Genomic DNA, 20329 nt, shown 5'->3' on the forward strand with positions numbered 1-20329 from the left:
GGCAAAGCGTAAATTACTATCAAAACAGCTTAAACAATGAGATTATACATAGAGCGTAAACCGGTTAAGGTTAACCCGGATACTAAAAGAGTTATTGCCCGTTTTTTTTTCAACGGAGAGGAGAGAGCATTAGAAGTAATTAGAAAGGTTTTAGAGTTTTCGGATGAAAAGGTGTTTTCGCTGATTTCGCCTATTTTGCAGGAATATTCTAAACGGCACCGGAACATCACCAAAATTTTAACCCGTCACTGTAAAAAATTAAAAAAGCAGTTTATTGCCCTGGGTACAGAGTTAGAAGATGTTGATGAATATACCAGATTGCTTATCGGGGCCTATTTTACTCACGAATATTCAATTGAATCAGCGGCATTTTTTAACCCGAGTATAGTAGATGATCCTGATCAGACTGACCTGGTAGAAGGTGAAAAAAGAGTAATTATTAGTTTCAGGGCTGTAGGTGAGGGGCACATTTCTTCCATTGTTTTCCGCCGCGCTTTGATCGATAAAAACAACAATATCCAGGTTTTACCTGTAGGCAATTATGTGGATGAGGCTGAAGTAGTGAAAAATGCCATTTACGTTAAAAAACTCTTCCTTAAAAAAGCGGCCTATGCACAGATAGATCCTTCGGTACTTGAAGAAATTGAAGCGAAACTGGATGATAAGTTTGAATACACCAGCTTGAGCAATATTATTAAAGATTCGAAAAGTCTGCACAAAGAAAATCCAACCCGATTGATCGAATACGATAAGGTACTTTGGTTGTCGGATACCTACCATACCATTAGTTTCTCTAAAGATACCGATATTTCGGACCGGGTGATTTTTCCGATTTCTGAATTTGAACGTAAAGGGATTGAAGATGCCCGTTTTGTGAAATTTGTTAAAGACGACGGTAAGGTATTGTATTATGCAACTTACACCGCTTTTGATGGTTCTTTAATTATCCCTAAACTGGTACAAACGGAAGATTTTTACGAATTCAAAGTGATTCCACTTTATGGGGATGGCGCGCAGAATAAAAACCTGGCTTTATTTCCAAGAAAAATTAAAGGAAAATATGTAATGATGAGCCGCATAGATGGCTGGAACAATTACCTGATGTTTTCGGACAAAGTAAATGTGTGGGAAAACCCAATTTTGTTAAAACAACCACGTTACGATTGGGAACTGGTGCAGATTGGTAACTGCGGCTCGCCGATTGAAACGGATAAAGGCTGGATTGTGATTACGCATGGTGTTGGTCCGATGCGCAGGTATTGTATTGGCGTAAGTTTATTGGATCTGGAAGACCCGAGTAAAGAAATAGGTCATTTAAAAGAGCCATTAATTATCCCTAATAATGATGAGCGCGAGGGCTATGTACCAAATGTGGTTTATTCCTGCGGATCGATCATCAGTAACGGGGAATTGATTATACCTTATGGATTATCAGATTACAGTTCTTCTTTTGCAACGGTGAATTTAGAACTGCTTTTGAATAAATTGCTAGAGAATAATGAGAAATAATTAAAGATATTTCAAGTATGATTAACCTCGCAGGTTTTAAAAACCTGCGAGGTTAGTTAATATTTTTTCCATAGTCTGTTTCCTAATAGACTATTATTATTATTATTATTATAATCAAAATTTCTGTCTGTGAGGACAAAGACCGAGGGCAGGTATGAATCTAACATCCCAATAAACAAAGGCCTAGTTTAAATAAACCTGATAGAAAGTAAAGCCCGGAGCGATGCAATGAGCGAGGACTTGAAGAGATAGCAGGACTGTTGTAGCCGATGTGTACCGAACCCTGATTTTCAAATATATTGATACCTGAGTCATCTTGAGCGAACCCGATAACTATCGGGTACAAAGCAGTCGAGACTAAGATTGCTCAGCGAAACTAAATCTGTCTATATACATCTCTCCACTTCGCATTCTTCCGGTTGAGATGTTAATCAGTTTATAATATTCTGCCATACATAGCCCATTTAAGCATTGGCAGGGTTATTTCTACAAAAAAAAAGCTGATTCATTACTGAACCAGCCTTTAATATTTCCAAGACAAATTTAATGTTAACTATATTTATCTGCCTCCACTAGTGGGGACGACAATGTTTCGTATTCTGCTTCTGCAGCCTTAAGGATGGCCAGGTGCGAAATAAAATAAGCCAGCGTACTTTCGGCTCCCTGGTTTCTATTTACACTATTAAACTGTAAACCATCTGCACAACCGTGTGTTTCAAAATCGTACAATGGAATATGTAAACTGTTTTTGCCTAAAAACCATTGGTAGCTGATATGCATTAAATTGAGGTATTGATCATCTTTGGTAATTTCGAAAGCCTTGGCATAAAGTAAAACCATTGCCATGGTTTCTAATGCCTGTTGATCGTAAATCGGATTTTTACCGTGTTTTTTCATCCAGCCTGCATTTCCAACCGGATTGAGGTATCCGTTTTCGAAAGAGAAACTGTTTAAGAAGGCAATACTTTCCATTGCAATTTTGAAAGATGTTGCATTTCCGGTTGCTTCGTAATGGTGCAGCAAGGCCAAAGGCAATATGGCATTATCGTAGGTAAGAATATCTTCAAACCAATGCCAGTCGCCATCTTTATGTTCTTGATAAGAGGCTATTAACGAATTGGCAAGCAGGTTGATCTCTTTAACGATCATCTCATCGCCCGGATGCGCGCATAAATAATAAGCCAAACCTATGATGGTATTTGCCTTGCCTCTGATGTATTTTAGATCTACAAAATGCGGAATAGAATGTGAGAACAATTCCCTTCCAAATTCGCGGTAGGAGTTATTGGGTGCACTGCTGATCAGGTAGCCCAGCGACCAGATGGTACGTCCGAATGAATCTTCAGAACCTACTTCGTCAAGGTAATTGCGGTTAAAACTTAAGAAATTCCTGAAATTTCCATTATCTGTTTGCATGTACTGGATAAAACTCAGGTACACCGGCATAAATTTTAATGCTTTTGGATTTTCTCCCTGCTCTGTAGCCATTAAAGCCATAATCAAAGCCCTTGCATTATCATCAATACAATAACCTTCTTTTAAGTTCGGAATGCCAAATCTTGCATGTTGAATAATACCCGTATCATCTGTTAATAAAGAAATGTGGTTCAGGTTTAGCGCTGGCATACTTTCAACATCGATAATAGGCGGGGTAATCCTTTCTGCTTTTTTGCCGGCGGTTACCGCTTCGTTTAATGCATTAAGGTAAACAGTACCAATAGCAGGCCAGCGTAGGTTTAAACCATACTCGTAAGCATTCTGTCTTAGTTTCTGGTATTTATCTTTATCACTTAAAAGTTCGTTTACAATGTTGGCGAGTTGCTTATCGTTTTTGAAATCGAACAGTTTTCCTCTATTATCAGCCAATAACTCCTGGGCATGCCAGTATGGTGTAGAAACTACTGCTGCACCTGCGCCAATGGCGTAAGATAAAGTTCCACTGGTAATCTGTGCCTCATTTAAATAGGGGGTAATGTATAAAGTGCAAGCGGTTAAATATTGGTGAAGTTCATCTTCAGAAACAAATTTATTTACAAAAGCAATGTTCTTTTCTACGCCTAAATCTTTCGCCAGTGCTTTTAAACTATCGCGGTATTCTTCGCCATTATGTTTTACTACGCCGGGATGAGTATTCCCTAAAATCACATATAAAACATCAGGATGTTGTGCTACAATTTCGGGCAAGGCCTTGATTACAGTTTCTAACCCTTTATTTCTACTGATCAATCCAAATGTAAACAGCACTTTACGGCTTTTAAATAGGTCGCTCTGTGCAATTTCATTATTTGGTACAGGCTCTAAGTCAGGTACACCATGCTCTATCAGTTTGATTGATGCTTTGGGAATCTGATAAATGCTGGTTAAAAACATCACTGCTTTTTTGCTCATCACCACAATATTTGATGATTTTAATGCAATCTCTTTAATAATGGTTTGCTGCATAAAACTTGGCTCTTTTAAAACCGTATGCAAAATGGTGATAAAAGGTTTTTTTAACCTATTGATTAACGATAATAGAAATACGCCACTGTTACCACCATAAATACCAAATTCGTGTTCGATAATGCAGCTGTCTACATCACTGTTATTAATAAAATTTGCTGCTTCGATATAATCCTGCTGATTTTGCTGGCGGATTACAAATTTTACTTCGTCTGGGTACTGATGTTCATTTACGTCATCCGACTCATTTAAGGCAACAACAAAACTCTTCTGTGGGTTATAGGCGGGATTTAAACTCAATGCATTAACCAGGTTTTGGTTAAAAGTAGCCAAACCACATTCGCGTGGCGGGTAGGTAGATATATAGGCTATTTTCATAATTTCAAATAAGGTTGATACTTAAATAACATCGTATTATCTAAATAGTTTGTGATTTCCTCAATTTACGCTTAATAAACCCAAAACAATCTTATTTGGCCTCTTGTTAGTAAGTAAACAATAATTACGCGATGAGATCAATATGGAAAGGCTCTATCGGGTTCGGTTTGGTAAACATCCCAGTCAAGCTATTTTCAGGTGTACAAAACAGTAACCTCGATTTAGATATGCTTGATGAACGCGATCATGCAAAAATTAAATTCCTGAGGGTAAACGAAAATACCCACAAAGAAGTACCTTATGAGAAGATAGTGAAAGGCTATTTCTTAAAAGACAAATATATTGTACTGGATAAGCACGACTTTGAGGAAGCTGCCCCCGAAAAGACCAAAATTATCGAGCTCGAAAATTTTGTGGATCTTAAGGAAATCAATCCTGTTTATTACGAAACTTCCTATTATACCGAGCCAGAGAAACAGGGTAAAAAAGCCTACGGTTTGCTGTTAAAAGCTTTAGAAAAATCAGGAAAAGCCGGTATTGCCAGGTTTGTACTCAGAAATACTGAAAACCTTTGTGTAATCCACCCCATGGAAAACGTTATTGTGATCACTAAAATCAGGTTTGAGCAGGAAATCAGGAGTTTATCTGAAATCAATAAAGTAGATGATATTACCATTACGAAAAAAGAGATGGACGTTGGACTGGCTTTAATTAAACAATACAGTTCAAAATTCGACTTAAGTGCATTTAAAGATGATTATAGTAATGAATTATTAAAAATTATCAGGGCAAAAGCTAAAGGCAAACGCGCTACGGTTAAGAAAATGAAACCTCAAAAAGCATCGAGTGATGATCTTTACGATCAGTTGATGCAGAGTTTGGGCTCGAAAAAAGGAGCTTAGTTAAGTTGGGCATTTTGCAAACGCTTTGCGCCATGCGCTAAACAAAATCTTTCTGGAGCTAAACCTTAAGTTTTGCTCCAGAAAGATTTCAACTATTTAAAAGCAGCTTTCAATTGATCAGCCGCATAAGCCTGTGCGGCTTTAGCTTCGGGCACCAAAATAGCCATTCCAAAGAATTCGTGTGTTACGCCTTCATAATTTTTACTGTCAACCTTTACTCCGGCAGCTTTTAATTTATCGGCCAGCATTACACCATCATCATGTAAAGGATCAATTTCTGCAGTAATAATGGTGGTTGGAGGTAAGCCTTTTAAATTTGCATTAACCAGTGAGATTTTTGAATCCTGTGCTTCAATCATCGTATTTAAATATTTTTCTGTAAACCAGCCCATCATTGCCTTATTAAGCGGTTTGGCTTTTTCATACATTTTATAAGATGCTGTGTTCATGTCCGCTTGTGCAATTGGATAAACCAAAACTTCATGTACAGGAATCATAATGTGTTTATCGCGGGCCATAATTGATACGTTGGCTGCTAAGTTTCCTCCGGCACTTTCACCAACAACTGCAATTTTAGCGGGATCAGCTTTTAAGCTTACTGCATTTTTAACCGCCCACTCGTAAGCCGCAAACGCATCGTTATGTGCAGTTGGGAATTTATTTTCAGGTGCTAAGCGGTAAGCTACTGAAATTACAACAGCACCAACCTGCTCAGCCAAGGCCTGTGCCGATGCATTGTAAACATCTAAATTGGCAATCACAAAGCCACCACCATGGTAATACACAATTAATGGATATGGGCCGCTACCTTCTTTAGGCGTGTAAACACGTAAGTGGATTTTTCCGCCGCTAACATCAATATCTTTTCCCATCGTATCTACTTTTGGTGTAGGAATGGCAATGTTATTCTGTTTTACAAGGTCCATTACTGCATCTGTTGGCGTATGGTTTTTACGGGCGTCGGTAGCACTTAAGGTTTCAATAGGTTTATCACCATAACTGCTTAATTTTTCAATTACCGTTTGCATTTCGGGTTTAATGGTTTTACCCCATTCAGGTGCCGGGCCTGCAGGTTTTAATCCTGCCGCTGCGGTAGAATCAATAATGGTCGAATCTGTTGTGGTAGTAGTTTTTGTGCTGCTCGTACACGCTGCAAGCGAAACTGCCATGCCGCATATTATAGCGCTAACTTTTAATGGATAGGTTTTCATAGGTTATTTTTATGTTTTATTTTAATATGTTTCTATAACAGTATCAATCAAATAAGTGTTTTTGCTGACTTACAACTTTTTAGAATTTAACTAAACAGCAAACATCTTGGCGAATTAACGTGTTCTAAATATAAAACTTAGATATGCTAACGGAAATAACAGGACTGCCAGATCATATTTTTGGCGTAAGGGCAACTGGAGAAGTAACCAGTGATGATATTAAAGATGTACTGATCACCGGCCTGAAAAGAACAGCGCAGCGTTTTAATGAAATCAGGTATTTGCTTGTTTTAGAAACAGATGTGAAGAATTTTACTGCTGGCGCCTGGATGCAGGACGCTAAAGCCGGCATCCAGAATTTTACCAAATGGAAAAAGATAGCTGTGGTAAGTGCTGAAAAAGGTGTTGAATGGTTTACAGACATCTTTACGATTGCTACGCCAGGTAAATCGAAAGGATTTAAACCTAGTGAGTTGGAAGAAGCAAAAGCCTGGTTAGACACTGAAGATTAATATTTATAAAATAATAACCTATGAAAAATACCAAAACAGCTGAGGAAAGTAGCAAGGCTACCGCTCCAAAAAACACGAAAGCCAAAGGTGCTGATGATAAAGTAACTTCAGCAAAAGATGCCAAAAAAGTAAATGTAACAAAAGATGCTCCCGTAAAAAACAAAAAAGCTTAAGAAATAAGAATCCCTTTGTATGAAGATTGATGCCGGTAATATTGACCATTTTTATGATAAAGCCTATGATTGGATAATTGATAAAGGACCTTCTTTAATTTTAGGCATAGCCATACTTATTCTAGGTTTATGGTTGATTAAACTATTTGGTAAATGGATGCAGGGCGGCATGCACCGCAAAGATGTAAATCCATCTTTAAGGCCGTTTTTAACCAGTTTAATGCTCATTACCTTAAGGATTTTACTGGTACTTACCGTGATGCAGATTATCGGCATCCAACTTACTTTTTTAACCGTTTTAATTGGAGGTATTGGTGTAGCTGCCGGTTTGGCATTATCAGGCACCCTACAGAATTTTGCCAGTGGGGTTTTGATTTTGCTCCTAAAGCCTTTTGTAGTGGGCGATAATATCATTGCACAAAGTCAGGAAGGCACGGTAACCTCTATACAGATATTTTATACCATTGTAAAAACATTTGATAACAGAACGGTGGTGATTCCAAACAGCAAACTATCTAACGAAGTGATCATCAACATCAGCAGGGAAGGCAGCAGGCGTTTGGATATAGAAATGAAATTTAGCTATGGGATTGATTATGATCAGGTGGTCGCTATTTTTAATAAAACTGTTGACGAATTTAAAGATTGTTTGAAAACACCAGAAAGAAGAATCGGTGTATCATCACTTGAAGACAGCGGTTTTAAAATAAGCCTCAATCTTTGGGTAAATGCACACGGTTTTACCGATACCAAACTTGCGTTTTTGGAAGTCCTGATGAAAAACTTGAAATTGGGTGGTATAAAATTACCTGGAATGCCCGAATAATGACTATTTTCTTAATAAAGCATAAATTTTATCCATTAATTCGTCGATGTTGAACGGTTTTGCCATAAAATCATCGGCAAGCAGGTCATCAACAGCATAATTGCTCGCATTGTAACGGGCAGAAATCATTAATACAGGGATATGTTTTGTAGTAGCCGTATCTTTAAGTTCTTTTAATAGCACTCTACCATCAGCATCAGGAAGCATGATGTCCATGATAATCACATCAGGATTTAGATCATGAACATGGGTAATAAAATCTGCTCCTTTATTTAATCCGGCAACGTTGAAAGCTTCGCTTTCTAAAATAAGGGTGATTACATCTAGGATTGCATGGTTATCTTCGATAACCAAAATATTCTTCTTTGCCAAGCTTTGGATGATTTTTTAAATTTCAAACAAATATATAATAAAAAACAAATCCTAAAACCGAATTCTCTAAATTAGAGACATTCTAAAAATAGGCTTAATATTTGTTAACCCGTTAAATCTAATATTTTTGCAATATTAATATATCGTATGACTAAATTTTCTGTAGACCTAACCAATTGTGATCGGGAACCGATTCATATTCCCGGTAAAATTCAATCACATGGTTTTCTTATAGCGGTTGATAAGAATACTTTTTCTATTACTTATCTCAGCGAAAATACAGGAGATTTTTTAAAAGAACAGGCAAAAAATCTTTTAAATCAGTCGCTCTCCGGTTTGAATCATTTAATACAACAGCACAATCCTGAATTTAATATCGAAGATCTGCTGAAGCTGGGCATCATCCGCAAAAGTTTCGATGCCATTAGTCCTCATCCGGTTGAGATTAACGGAAACCCTTTTTACCTGATTATTTCTCCTTCCGATGATAACTGGTTGCTTGAATTTGAACCCGTTACTTTACAATACGATATTCAGAGTTCGATAGGCCGTTCAGCATCATCCATGCTGCAGGGCAAGAGTGTTGCTGCTTTATTGAGTAGTGCCGCACTTGAAGTTAAAAAACTGATCAATTACGATCGGATTATGATCTATAAATTTTTAGATGATGGTCATGGCGAGGTGGTAGCTGAAGAAAAGGAAGATAACTTAGAACCTTTTTTTGGTTTACATTATCCCGCGTCTGATATTCCTAAACAGGCAAGGGAATTGTATAAACTTAATTTAACCCGGTTAATTGCCAATGTAAATGCCCAGGATTCGCAGATTATCACCTTTAAAGAAGATCAGCCGCTCGATCTAACAAACGGAGGATTACGTGCGGTATCGCCTATTCACATTCAATATTTAAAAAATATGGGTGTGCACTCAAGTTTCAGTATATCGTTGATTTCTCATGGTGAACTTTGGGGTTTAATTGCCTGCCATAACTATAGTTCAAAATTTATTGATTATAAAGCAAGGGAAGGCTCTAAATTAATCGGGCAGATTCTTTCTTCAGCCTTAGAATACCGTCAGGATGAAGAGGATGCAGAAGTCATAAAGCAGTTTAAAGATACGGCCAGTGTACTCGCAGAGCATTTAGACCGGGATAAATACCTGGTTGAGGCCATTACAACCCACAAAACAAACATTTTAGATGTTACCAAAGCTGGAGGTGTGGCCATAATTTTCGAAAATGAACTTAAAACCATCGGAAATGTACCATCAGCGGAAGAAATATGGGAACTTTCCCATTGGCTGAAAAATACCAGCGACGAGTCGATTTATTACACACATCGTTTACCTGAAATCCATTCTCCGGCTAAAAAATATAAATCTACTGCTGCAGGGATTCTTTCCTGCACGTTAAACAAAGAGCTGGGAGAAATGATCATCTGGTTCAAACCTGAAATTATCAGCAATGTAAACTGGGCCGGAAACCCCGAAAAGCCAGCAGCACCTTCTGAAAATGGCCTGTTAAGTTTATCACCAAGGAAATCTTTCGAAATCTGGTCGCAGGTGGTTAATAATACCTCCGAAAAATGGCTTGCAGAAGAAATTGCTTCTGTGTTACGGATCCGTGAGATTATCATCACCGATATCAATAAAAAAGCCAACGAAATCAGGCAGCTTAACGAAAAATTACAAGCAGCTTATGAAGAATTGGATACCTTCAGTTATACCATTTCGCACGATTTAAGGACGCCGTTAACCTCTATCAAAACCTATGCTGAACTGTTGCTGAAAAATAAAAGCATTGATGAAGGCGGCAGAAAGATGTTAGACAGGATTTTGAACGGTGCCAATAAGATGAACTTTCTAATTAAAGAAATACTGAATCTGGCCAGGGTTGGACGTTCTGATGTCGTTTTTGAAACCGTTGACATGGATTCATTGTTAAATGAAATTAAAAACGAAGTGTTGACGGCTTTTAAAGCAGACAGCTCCGAACTGATTTTAGGGCAATTACCTAACTTAAAAGGCGACAGAACAATGATTGCACAGGTTTTTACGAACCTGATCGGGAATGCCGTTAAATACTCTATGATGGCGGATAAACCCAAAATAGAGGTTTACGGGACTGTTGAGGGAGGGGAGATTATTTATGCCATTAAAGATAACGGTATAGGAATTGATAACCGGTATTACGACAGGGTGTTTGAACTTTTCAAACGCATGGACAATGTGAAGGAGATTGAAGGAACAGGAGTAGGATTAGCTATTGTAAAAAGGGTTGTAGAAAAACACAACGGAAGGGTTTGGTTCGAGAGTAAGTTAAATGTGGGTTCTACCTTTTATGTAGCTTTTAAAAACGGATAAAATGAAAACGCCAGATATATTTTATGTTGAGGATGATATGGATTATGCATTTTTTATGCAAAGTGCCGTACAAGAAGTAAAAGATACACTCAATTTAACCATTGTGGAAGATGGGGCAGATGCTTTACAAAAACTGCAGAATTTTGCGGACAGTAAAACTAAGCCTAAACTGATTTTGCTGGATTTAAACCTGCCTGGTTTATCTGGTCTTGACTTGTTAAAATTTATCAGGGATATTCCTTACCTTAAAACCATACCGGTAATCTTGTTTTCTACTTCAGATAATCCTGATGATGTAAAAGCATCTATTGAATTTGGGGCCAATGCTTATTTAACCAAACCTGATGGTTACGAAAACCTGGTGAAATGCGTACATTCTGTACACGACTTTTGGTTTAACCAACATTTAAGGCTAAATTAGAATTTATAAAACATTTATAGAAAGATTCGGGTATTAAACCCGGATCTTTTCTTTTTAAGATCATTTTAAAAAAATATTACCACGATATGATTGCCAATTTATTGAGAACAGAAACTGCAGAAAACCATAAAACGCTCGAATCGCTGATGTTTGTAAATGAAATTGTGAACAATTCATTAAGCATTGAACAGTATAAAAAACTATTAACCGTTAATTATATCATCCATCAGAAATTAGAAAATACTTTAGCCAATATGCTCGATGCCGATATTGCTGCAGCACTCGAAATGAACAGCAGGTTAAAACTTTCTGCATTAGAAAAAGACTTAAATTACTGGGGAATTGATAGTTTGACTTTGCCCGGCCTTGATTTCGAACTTTATCTCCCTCAAAAAAATACAGCAGAAGTTTTAGGCGCTTTATATGTGCTTGAAGGCGCTACATTGGGTGGAAACGTAATTAAAAGGCATATTTTAGCCAATCCAAACTTTAAAGATCAGGATGGCGGTCTAAATTATTATGGCGTTTACGGGGAAGAGTTGAGTACAAAATGGAAAAAATTCGTTTCTGTATTGAACGAACGTGTAGAAGAGGCCGATTACGAGCGTTGCATCAACAGTGCCAACAAAACCTTCAATAACCTGATCAACTTATCAAAACAACTCAGTTAGTCTTGCTGATTTTGATCTCCGAAATGTAAAAAATGGGCCTGCAATAGTGCCAGGGCATTTTTTTTTGATTGTGAAAATGTGCAAAACTTCTTTCAAATAAATATTTGCTTTCTGTTGTTAATTCAAGGTAAATATGTATTATTGAAAAAATAAATTTTTTAAACCTTAAAAACATCAATTAGCGATGGAAAAATTCTCAAAAGTTAAAGCTGCTGTTGCTGCTATTGAAGCAGATGTAGAAAAATTTTATAATGCTGGCAATGCAGCTGCTGGTACTCGTGTGCGTAAAGCAATGCAAGATCTTAAAGTTTTAGCACAAGAAATCCGTGCAGAAGTAACTGACAAGAAAAACTCTGGAAAATAATATTTCGCGAGTAAGAAACAAAAAGGGTTCTGGTATGCCAGGCCCCTTTTTGCGTTTATAGATACTTTTGAAAAGCTTTTAAAAAGATAAAGCTCCCCATCGCGGAGAGCTCTTATCCAACTAACAAAACATATTTTTTTTAACCTGCAAAGTCTAATAAACGTATTGCTCATTAAACTTCGCAGGTGTTTCAGAATATTATCCTTTTTTAACCAGTTTATAATCAATTACCGGTTTACCGCGGGTACCTGCATCTCCGGCACCCATCGAAATGAATTTTAATTTGTAAACATTGCCCGCAACATCTTTTATGACGTAAAAAATATCTATTTTAACGCCTGTTGCAGGTGAAGTGCTTCTCCAATCTGAACCTATAGCAGTTCTTTCGTTTTTAAAATTTACAGCGCTAATGTTCGATTCTTTAAAGTCAGCATAACTCACGGTACTCGTGGCTACCACACCAGCGCTCACGCCGTTTAAGTTGTTCAGGAAAATCAGGTCTGAAAAATTGTAGGGTACCAAAACATTTGAGAATAAGGTTTGATATACAGAGTAAGTCCAAACCAGATCCCAATTAGCTTTCTCAGGCTGCACATTAACAATTGCGCCATTGGTAAGCGAAACGAATTTGAAATCAAAGTTTGCATCCTTTGGAATATCAACGGTGGTGAAATTTGTAGTTTCTTTAATTTTACCATATTGCAAAGTATATCCTCCGGATGCATTTCTGGTTACTTTAAGTTTAATCCATGATCTTGCTGCAATACCGCCACCGGTACCACGGTTTAAAATTATAATTTTATTGTCAGCAGCAGTAGCAGAAACTGCCGGAATTACGGTGTTTGAAAGATTGCCGTTAATTGCATCGAAATAAGCAAAATCAGTGTTTGCAGGGTTGGCCTGATTAACAGCTAGCGTTAAACCCAAGGTATCTGCTTCACTTACTGTAGCAAGACTTGCATTAGATGCGGTAATTACCTTTGCACCTGCACCTGTGGTATTATTTATTATTACCCTGAAATCAGCGCCACTGTAAAAACCTAAATCCCATGATGATCGCGCTACCGAAGTTTGTTTATCTGCACTAAAATCTAAATAAACACTATTTCCTGCAGCACTTCCCAGTTCAGTTCCCACCAGGCCGTTAAGCGTTAAAGTATTGCCATCAGATGGTGGAACAACCACAATAGGTTCATCCGAATTTTTTTTACAAGCTGTAAAGGTTACCGCCAAAAGCGCGACAGTGATCATTGAGTTAAATTTGTTCATGTTTATTGTAATTATATTGTTTTATGATTAAAGTACATCCAGGTTATAACTTAGCCCCAGTACATAAGATCTGCCATAACTATAGGGTACGGCACCGCCCGAACTATGTGCACCACCCGTTACTGTTGAGGTATTGGTTAATTGAGTAACATTGAGTAGGTTTTTAATACCTGCATTCACAGTTATAGAGCGGAACAGGTTTTTATTCAGCATGATATCAGCAGTATGGAAATCGCCGATCTTTGTTAATTTTATGGTGTTAATACTATTCTCCGTTGAAAGTTGATAGCTTGGTAAGCTACCCGTGTATTTGTAAAATAAACTGACGCTGCCACGTATTTTTGGGAATGTATAGATGATGTTCGAGTTGATTTCGGTCGCCCATACAAATTCAGGTATCTCAATATTATTATCACCACTGAAACCACTATACCTGCCTATGTAAGATATACCAAGTGAGGCCTGAAGATTCTTTTTATAGGTAAAAACATTATCCAGCGTACCTCCTGTGGTTTTATACCTCGAAATATTAACAAGCGTAGTTACCGTATTATCTGTTGGAGAGGTCGCAAAATCAATCCTGTTGTTTACCAAATTATAGAAACCGGTTAAGGTTGAGCGTAATTCTACATCAGTGTGGTGAATAGCCGACCAAACCAAAGAGCCATTGAAACTGTTCGATTCTTCTGCCTTTAAATCAGGATTTCCTAAAATTTTATGGCTCGCATCAACAAAATCATAATATAGTTCTCTAAGGGCAGGAGAGCGGAAGCCTTTTGCGTAAGCTAAACGCAGATCAAGATTTTGGGATAAGATAAATTTGGCATTTAACGATGGAATTACAGGAGGGGCGTCATAAATGGAATTTTTGATGAATCTCAATCCAGGTCTGATATTTACTCCATTACCTAACTTAATTTCAGCGGTAATAAATGCGGCATAATCATTAATTACTGGTGATCCTTTAATTCTTTGTCCGCTGGCTGCATCTCTGTTGTATTCGAAACCAGGTTGAAAAGAAACCAATTGATTTAAGCTATAAATGGCTGTAGCCCTAAAATTGGTAGTATTAAATTTTGCAATATCCTGTTCACCGGCACCAGTTGAAAATTCTTCGGTATTGTTTGTGAAATCATGAATAACCGTTCTGGTGGCGCGTTCGAGATTGGTATAACCTGCAATAGCCGACAATTGTAGCTTATTGCTGATTTTGTATTCAGATTGAAGCTGCTGCGTATACCGATGAGTAGTATAGGTTTGCAATAACCCCTTGTAAGTATTGGGGTTAAGTCCATTACGTACATCGATATCTTCTTTTAACCCATCCAATCGGTACCAGATGCTGAAATTGTTATTGCGGTAGCCGATTTTGGTATTGCCCAGATATTGTTCTTTGGGTTTCCATCGGTTGGTAACTGCGGCAACTTCGCTTATTGTAGCCGTTTTACTGGCTAAATTCCAGCCCCCAAAATCGTTATGGGTAAAACCTGCCAATGCACTCCAATGGCTGTTTTTCCAGCTGGCACTGAAATTTTGGATGTGGTTTCCTTTTCCTGATAAAGCCTCATACTCATTGCCTGCAGATTCTTCCTGAACCCTTGCTGATAAATTCAATAATGATTTCGCAGGATTTTTAGTAATAATATTGATGACGCCCGCCAGTGCATCTGCACCGTAAACCACCGACATTGGCCCTTCCACAATCTCAATCCGTTCAATCGTATTGATATCGATCTGGTTTAAGCTTTCCCTGGTATCCGATCGGTCTGCCATAGGTATTCCATCTAAAAGTATTTTAACATTCCTTCCTGTCATGCCCATCAACTGGATATCAGTAGTGCCTAATGTTAAATCATTGCTAAAACGGAAACCCAATTCGGTATTTAAAACCTGCTGCACGTTGGTAGCTGCTCTTAATTTTATCCGTTCTGCTGTAATGGTTCTGATGTTGTAAACAGAGTTCCTCAAAGTTTGTGGACCATACTGCCCGGTAACAACCACGTCTTTCAAATCATTTGCCTTAGTTGTATCAACTTTAATTTCCTGAGCCACAGTAACAAATCCGCAAAGCGATAAAGCAATTGATAAATATATCTTCATTTATTTAGACTAATTATAAATAATTATGCAAATTTGTACATATTCACCAAAAGCAGATAACGTTAAACGGATAATTAATACCGCCAAACGGATTAAATCATGATGGAACTTAAGCGCTCAACAAACGGAAATATCATTTACAAAAAAACTTATCCCGATAATTTTGAAGTCGGCGATGCCATTGGCGAAACAGTTGCTGAGTATAGAAATGATAAAGCCCGCTTAGCGGTAACAGAAAAATGGTTTAAAGGGATTCATATTAGCTTAATAGAAATGGACTCCGATTTACCCGAAGATTTCATTTTTGAATCCAGCCAGCAGCATGTCGGCTTTTTATTTTGTCTTCATGGTTCAATTGCTTATCGGTCTGGTGTTTCGCAGGATAAGTTCTGCTCTCTTAATAAGAACGAACAGGATATTAATTTGGGTTGTCTGGATATGATCACATTTAGGGCTACCGGACAAAGCAAACTTCTTTATATACAGTTCACCGCTAGCTATTTTAACAAGGTAACCGCTATTGAACCCTTTGATCTTTTGCCAAAATGGATGCAGCATCCCATTAAACCAGAAACCAGCTTAATATTAGCGCATATTATTAATTATAAACACGAGGGGAGGGCTAAACGATTGTTTTTGGAGGCCAGGATATTTGAGCTGATTATCGTGTACCTCAACCAGCACCAGGAAAAGCAAAATATTACTTTTAAGCAGGAGGATATCAATAAAATTATGCTGGCGAAGCAACTGGTAGAGCATAACCTGCAAAAGCCAAGTTCGCTGATCGAACTTTCGCGTAAAGTTGGCATTAACGATTACAAACTCAAAAAAGGCTTTAAGGAGTTAACAGGACATACGGTATTTGGTTACCTGTATAAAATCAGGATGGAAAAGGCGCACTATTTCCTATCTAAAGAAAAAAAGAGTGTAAACGAAGTTTCCTTTTTAGTAGGATATAAAAATGCACAACATTTTATTGCAGCCTTTAAAAAGAAGTACCATATTTTGCCGGGCAGTTTAAATAAAAATTAAAAACTCAGCGCAAACGTTTGTTTACTCTTTTACTTCGTTTACAATCAGGTCTGATTCTACAATGGTATTGTAATACGCCTGGTTCTCGGAATTTGGACTGTGGATCAGATCTAGCAGGATGTTTGCCGCTTTTTGTCCCTGTAAATATGGGTATTGTTCTACCGATGCTACAGGCGAATTATCCAGGTAACTGATAATGGGTAGGTTGGCATAACTCACCACATCAAAATCATTGATCACATTTAGCTTTTTAAAATATTTGATCAGGAAAAGCGCTACATAATCGTTAAACGCTACAATTGCGGTGGGTTTTCTTTTATGGTTTAAAAATTGATCAGCTGCCTCTATGGTACCTTGCTCGGTTAAATCGCAATTCACAACCAATGAAGGATCAAACTTTAAACGGTTAAAGTTAATGGCCTGCATATAACCATCTTTACGTTCTTCACTGGCATATAAAGTACTTGGACCATTGATCATACCAATACTTCTATGGCCTTTTTTGAGCAGGTAATTAACTGCTTTTATGGTTGCACTTTCTAAACTGCAGGCAACATAATGTACATTTTTAAAAGGAGGGATGCGGTCGAAAAATACCACCGGGATATTAAAAGAGTTTAGTTTCTCAAAATGATCAAATTTTGAGGTGTCTTTACTAATGGATACCAGTAAACCATCAACGCGCTGATTTTTCATTTTTTCGACGAGTTTTACTTCCTGCTCGTAATTATCGTGCGACTGGGCAAAAATAACGGTGTAGTTTTTCTTGATCGCCTCATCTTCAATTGCTGATATGGCGATAGAAAAAAAATGCTCAGAAAGCTCAGGTAAGATTACACCAATGGTATAGGTTTTACCTTTCTGAAAAAGGATTGCAGCGTTATTGGGCTCATAATTTAGAGACTTGGCCAGTTGTTTAATTTTCTCTCTTGTTACTGCTCCAATACTGGGATGATCATGTAATCCCCTTGAAACACTGGAAGGTGAAATATTTAAAATCCTGGCTATTTCTTTGATTGTGGTTGGCTTCGATTGCATTGTAAGTGCTAAACTACATTAAATTTCTTCAATATGTAATATTACAAAATTAATCAAACGTTTGCGTTGTTTTTTTTCCTCATTTCTTTTCTCCAACTTATAAATATCAATACATTCGGGAAACAAAACGAACAAATTTCTGATATCAATAAGATCAAATTTACAGATAGAAAATAATTTATAAATTAAAGGTAGCATAAAATTAATGCTTATTAATAAAGGCACACCCCCAATGATTAACAAAAATGCCCCTCATTTTTGAGGGGTATTTAAAATAAAAAACGAGAAGTGTTCGTACCACTCCTCGTTAAATGGGTTATATTCCTGCAAGCAGGATACAATAAGTTATCTAAGCTATATGTTAACCCATATCAAAGGTATAAAATTTACTTGTTTTTATGATTGTATTTCAGAATCAAATTATTGAAAACAGCTATTAGAATTATATATACCTTTGGTCGTTTTTAACCAAATAGATAAACCATACAATAAGGATAAATAAAGTCCCAAACTTTACGTCAAACAAACTCAATCCATTTATTAATTAGAATCCTTATCTACAATAAAAAATTGTTTAAATAAACGGTATTAATGTTTCATTAGATTTAACACAGGGTTAATAATGATGCGCTTTCTTTGTCAGTTTTTAAAACCCTTATAGTTGTCGCCAGATTTTGTATATGTTCGGAGAATTAGAAAGTAATTTTTTTCTTCTGGTAAAGTTGAATAAAGATAAGGCATTCAACCTGGTATTCGATGCTTATTGGAATACACTTTATAAACAGGCCTGTAAAAAGGTACACTGTAACGAAATCGCCCAGGACTTGGTGCAGGATGTATTTGTAAGTCTTTGGGATAAAATAGAGTTTTTGGACGCTGAAGGTAGCGTGCTGGCTTATTTATTCGCCATTCTCCGCAATAAAATTTTAAAACTTTACGAAAAAGATGAAGTACGTTTGAGGTATGCCGTAAGTGTGGCTTCGGTTACAGCTCCTTCTGATTTGTATTCTCAAAATAGTATGCTCGAAAAAGAGCTTAAAACCATTATTGATACCGAAATTGAGCGTATGCCGCTACGTATGAAGGAAATTTACCTGCTTAAAAAGGAAGATGATCTTTCCATCAGACAAATTGCCGAAGATTTATCATTATCAGAACAGACGGTTAAAAACCAGCTCCAAATGGCTTATCAACGCTTACGAACCAGGGTAAAAGACTATGATTCTTCATTAATTATGCTCGCCCTGCTGATCTCCAAACACCTTTAAATCCGCCCTTTTCTTAATTGCACCTAAGCGAAAAAATGCATTGAGCAATCATTCAGGCTATCGCTGAAATTAATTTTTGATAATATGAAAAATCGTATGGTACTTTTTCTAACCTAACCGTATAACCCTATAAAAGCAACTATTTTGAATCAAGACGAAATTAAATTTTTAATCAAAAAATACAATAACCAAACGGCCAGTACTGAAGAGAAAAAGGCGGTAGAAGAATGGTATGAAAGTATAAATGGTGAGGTGCTGGCGCAAGATCAATTTAAACAGGAAGAAACCAAAAAGCTGATTTTAAAAAATATTACTTCAAAAATTGATGAAAAGAAAAGCAGGCAAAAGCCAAAGCTGCGAAAATTGTTTTACGCGCAATTTTTTAAAGCTGCAGTTGTTTTATTGGTTCTGCTTGCCGGAATTTACCTTTATATAAAACAAACCGACGCTGTTCCTAAGCATGTTTCATATAGTAGTAAAAAAACAAATATAATTCCGGGGGGCAATAATGCCGTATTGTTACTGGCCGATGGATCGCAAATTATCCTGAACAAAACTTCTGACGGGCAGATCGCAGATCAATCAGGAGTAAAAGTTGTTAAAACTAAAAGTGGCGAGTTGATTTACCGTTTTACCGGCAGTTCGAACCCAAAATCTACAGCCATTAACACCATCATTACCCCGCGTGGCGGACAGTATCATTTAGTATTGGTTGATGGAACAGAAGCCTGGTTAAATGCAGGCTCATCGATTAAGTTTCCAACGGCATTTACAGGCGCCGAACGCAAAGTAGAGGTTAGGGGTGAGGTTTATTTTGAAGTCGCGAAAAATAAAGCTAAACCCTTTATCGTTCATACCGATCAATCTGAAATTAAAGTGCTTGGAACGCATTTTAACATCAATACCTACGACGATGAAGAATATCAGCGTACAACCTTACTGGAAGGAAGTATCGAAATTAAGCGGGGCAACCAAAAAGTACTTATTAAACCCGGACAGCAAGCAAATATCAATGAAAAATCTGAGCTGATTAAAATCAAGGAAGTGGAAGATCTTGAGGCCATAATCGCGTGGAAAAACGGTTATTTTCAGTTCGAAAAATCAGATCTTCAGTCGGTAATGAGGCAGGTTTCGCGCTGGTATAATACCGATGTGATTTATAATGGCACCATTCCAACCAAACAATATACGGGCAAAATACCCAGAAGCATTAATGCCACAAAACTGATAGAGATGCTTTCTTTCTCTGGCATTCATTGTCAGATACAACATAACCAAATTACGGTAAACCCTAAATAACAAACAAATAACCAAACCAAACTCAAAAAAAACTAAAATGAAGAAATAATACCAAAACCATTCAAAATTAAATTTCCTGAAAAGCATGAAGTGTTCGTACCACTTCATCAGCCGCTTTTAGGATTGACTGCCTGTGCCGATAAATCCGCATTAGGAGAACAATAAGTTATCTAAGCTATAA

Annotated in this window: 18 protein-coding genes; 12 read left to right on the forward strand and 6 right to left on the reverse strand. The window is 37.2% G+C overall.

Going from position 1 to position 20329, the window contains the following annotated elements; genetic code table 11:
* Nucleotides 1–36: 36 nt before the first annotated feature.
* Nucleotides 37–1509 (forward strand): glycoside hydrolase family 130 protein, encoded by a 1473-nt coding sequence (locus tag H9L23_RS09790; RefSeq protein ID WP_187594784.1) that lies wholly within the window; start codon nt 37–39, stop codon nt 1507–1509.
* Nucleotides 1510–2058: 549 nt separating this feature from the next.
* On the opposite strand, the gene H9L23_RS09795 is transcribed toward H9L23_RS09790, so the two are convergent.
* Nucleotides 2059–4329: a glycosyltransferase family 4 protein gene (locus H9L23_RS09795; RefSeq protein ID WP_187594785.1), complete on the reverse strand. Its 2271-nt coding sequence runs from the start codon at nt 4327–4329 to the stop codon at nt 2059–2061.
* 131 nt (nt 4330–4460) lie between these two features.
* Between H9L23_RS09795 and ku the strand changes: the two genes are divergently transcribed.
* The gene (gene ku, locus H9L23_RS09800; RefSeq protein ID WP_187594786.1) at nt 4461–5231 is read left to right on the forward strand and encodes a non-homologous end joining protein Ku; all 771 of its coding nucleotides are present in this window, start codon (nt 4461–4463) and stop codon (nt 5229–5231) included.
* Nucleotides 5232–5323: 92 nt separating this feature from the next.
* On the opposite strand, the gene H9L23_RS09805 is transcribed toward ku, so the two are convergent.
* The gene (locus H9L23_RS09805) at nt 5324–6442 is read right to left on the reverse strand and encodes an alpha/beta hydrolase (protein ID WP_187594787.1); all 1119 of its coding nucleotides are present in this window, start codon (nt 6440–6442) and stop codon (nt 5324–5326) included.
* A 143-nt stretch (nt 6443–6585) separates the two neighbouring features.
* On the opposite strand from H9L23_RS09805, the gene H9L23_RS09810 reads away from it, so the two are divergent.
* Genes H9L23_RS09810 through H9L23_RS09820 form a run of 3 tightly spaced genes read left to right on the forward strand, consistent with a single transcriptional unit; the run spans nt 6586 to nt 7953 of the window.
* The gene (locus H9L23_RS09810) at nt 6586–6954 is read left to right on the forward strand and encodes a SpoIIAA family protein (protein ID WP_187594788.1); all 369 of its coding nucleotides are present in this window, start codon (nt 6586–6588) and stop codon (nt 6952–6954) included.
* Nucleotides 6955–6974: 20 nt separating this feature from the next.
* Nucleotides 6975–7127 (forward strand): hypothetical protein, encoded by a 153-nt coding sequence (locus tag H9L23_RS09815; protein ID WP_187594789.1) that lies wholly within the window; start codon nt 6975–6977, stop codon nt 7125–7127.
* A 19-nt stretch (nt 7128–7146) separates the two neighbouring features.
* Nucleotides 7147–7953 (forward strand): mechanosensitive ion channel family protein, encoded by an 807-nt coding sequence (locus tag H9L23_RS09820; protein WP_187594790.1) that lies wholly within the window; start codon nt 7147–7149, stop codon nt 7951–7953.
* A gap of 3 nt (nt 7954–7956) precedes the next feature.
* On the opposite strand, the gene H9L23_RS09825 is transcribed toward H9L23_RS09820, so the two are convergent.
* Nucleotides 7957–8325, reverse strand: coding sequence for a response regulator transcription factor (locus tag H9L23_RS09825; RefSeq protein ID WP_187594791.1), 369 nt, complete (start codon nt 8323–8325; stop codon nt 7957–7959).
* A gap of 147 nt (nt 8326–8472) precedes the next feature.
* Here H9L23_RS09825 and H9L23_RS09830 point away from each other — a divergent pair, with 147 nt between their 5' ends.
* From H9L23_RS09830 to H9L23_RS09845, 4 genes are all read left to right on the forward strand, one after another.
* Nucleotides 8473–10686, forward strand: coding sequence for an ATP-binding protein (locus H9L23_RS09830; RefSeq protein ID WP_187594792.1), 2214 nt, complete (start codon nt 8473–8475; stop codon nt 10684–10686).
* A 1-nt stretch (nt 10687) separates the two neighbouring features.
* On the forward strand, nt 10688–11107 hold the full coding sequence (locus H9L23_RS09835) for a response regulator (RefSeq protein WP_187594793.1): 420 nt from the start codon (nt 10688–10690) through the stop codon (nt 11105–11107).
* Between the two features lie 86 nt (nt 11108–11193).
* Nucleotides 11194–11778, forward strand: coding sequence for a biliverdin-producing heme oxygenase (locus H9L23_RS09840; protein ID WP_187594794.1), 585 nt, complete (start codon nt 11194–11196; stop codon nt 11776–11778).
* 184 nt (nt 11779–11962) lie between these two features.
* Entirely contained in the window at nt 11963–12142 is a 180-nt protein-coding gene (locus H9L23_RS09845) for a hypothetical protein (RefSeq protein WP_010602585.1), read from the forward strand.
* 198 nt (nt 12143–12340) lie between these two features.
* Here the strand turns inward: H9L23_RS09845 and H9L23_RS09850 are convergent, their stop codons facing one another.
* Complete coding sequence (locus tag H9L23_RS09850; RefSeq protein ID WP_187594795.1) at nt 12341–13411, reverse strand: HmuY family protein; 1071 nt, start codon at nt 13409–13411, stop codon at nt 12341–12343.
* Between the two features lie 27 nt (nt 13412–13438).
* Nucleotides 13439–15511: a TonB-dependent receptor plug domain-containing protein gene (locus tag H9L23_RS09855; RefSeq protein ID WP_187594796.1), complete on the reverse strand. Its 2073-nt coding sequence runs from the start codon at nt 15509–15511 to the stop codon at nt 13439–13441.
* Nucleotides 15512–15610: 99 nt separating this feature from the next.
* On the opposite strand from H9L23_RS09855, the gene H9L23_RS09860 reads away from it, so the two are divergent.
* Nucleotides 15611–16543, forward strand: a complete 933-nt coding sequence (locus tag H9L23_RS09860; protein WP_187594797.1) for a helix-turn-helix transcriptional regulator — start codon at nt 15611–15613, stop codon at nt 16541–16543.
* A 21-nt stretch (nt 16544–16564) separates the two neighbouring features.
* Here the strand turns inward: H9L23_RS09860 and H9L23_RS09865 are convergent, their stop codons facing one another.
* The gene (locus tag H9L23_RS09865) at nt 16565–17581 is read right to left on the reverse strand and encodes a LacI family DNA-binding transcriptional regulator (protein ID WP_187594798.1); all 1017 of its coding nucleotides are present in this window, start codon (nt 17579–17581) and stop codon (nt 16565–16567) included.
* A gap of 680 nt (nt 17582–18261) precedes the next feature.
* On the opposite strand from H9L23_RS09865, the gene H9L23_RS09870 reads away from it, so the two are divergent.
* Nucleotides 18262–18849 carry an RNA polymerase sigma factor gene (locus H9L23_RS09870; RefSeq protein ID WP_187594799.1) on the forward strand — a complete coding sequence of 196 codons (588 nt, stop codon included), beginning with the start codon at nt 18262–18264 and terminating at the stop codon, nt 18847–18849.
* Nucleotides 18850–18993: 144 nt separating this feature from the next.
* Entirely contained in the window at nt 18994–20148 is a 1155-nt protein-coding gene (locus H9L23_RS09875) for a FecR family protein (RefSeq protein ID WP_187594800.1), read from the forward strand.
* Nucleotides 20149–20329: the final 181 nt, after the last annotated feature.

The organism is Pedobacter roseus (assembly GCF_014395225.1).
In the GTDB taxonomy this organism is placed as follows: domain Bacteria; phylum Bacteroidota; class Bacteroidia; order Sphingobacteriales; family Sphingobacteriaceae; genus Pedobacter; species Pedobacter roseus.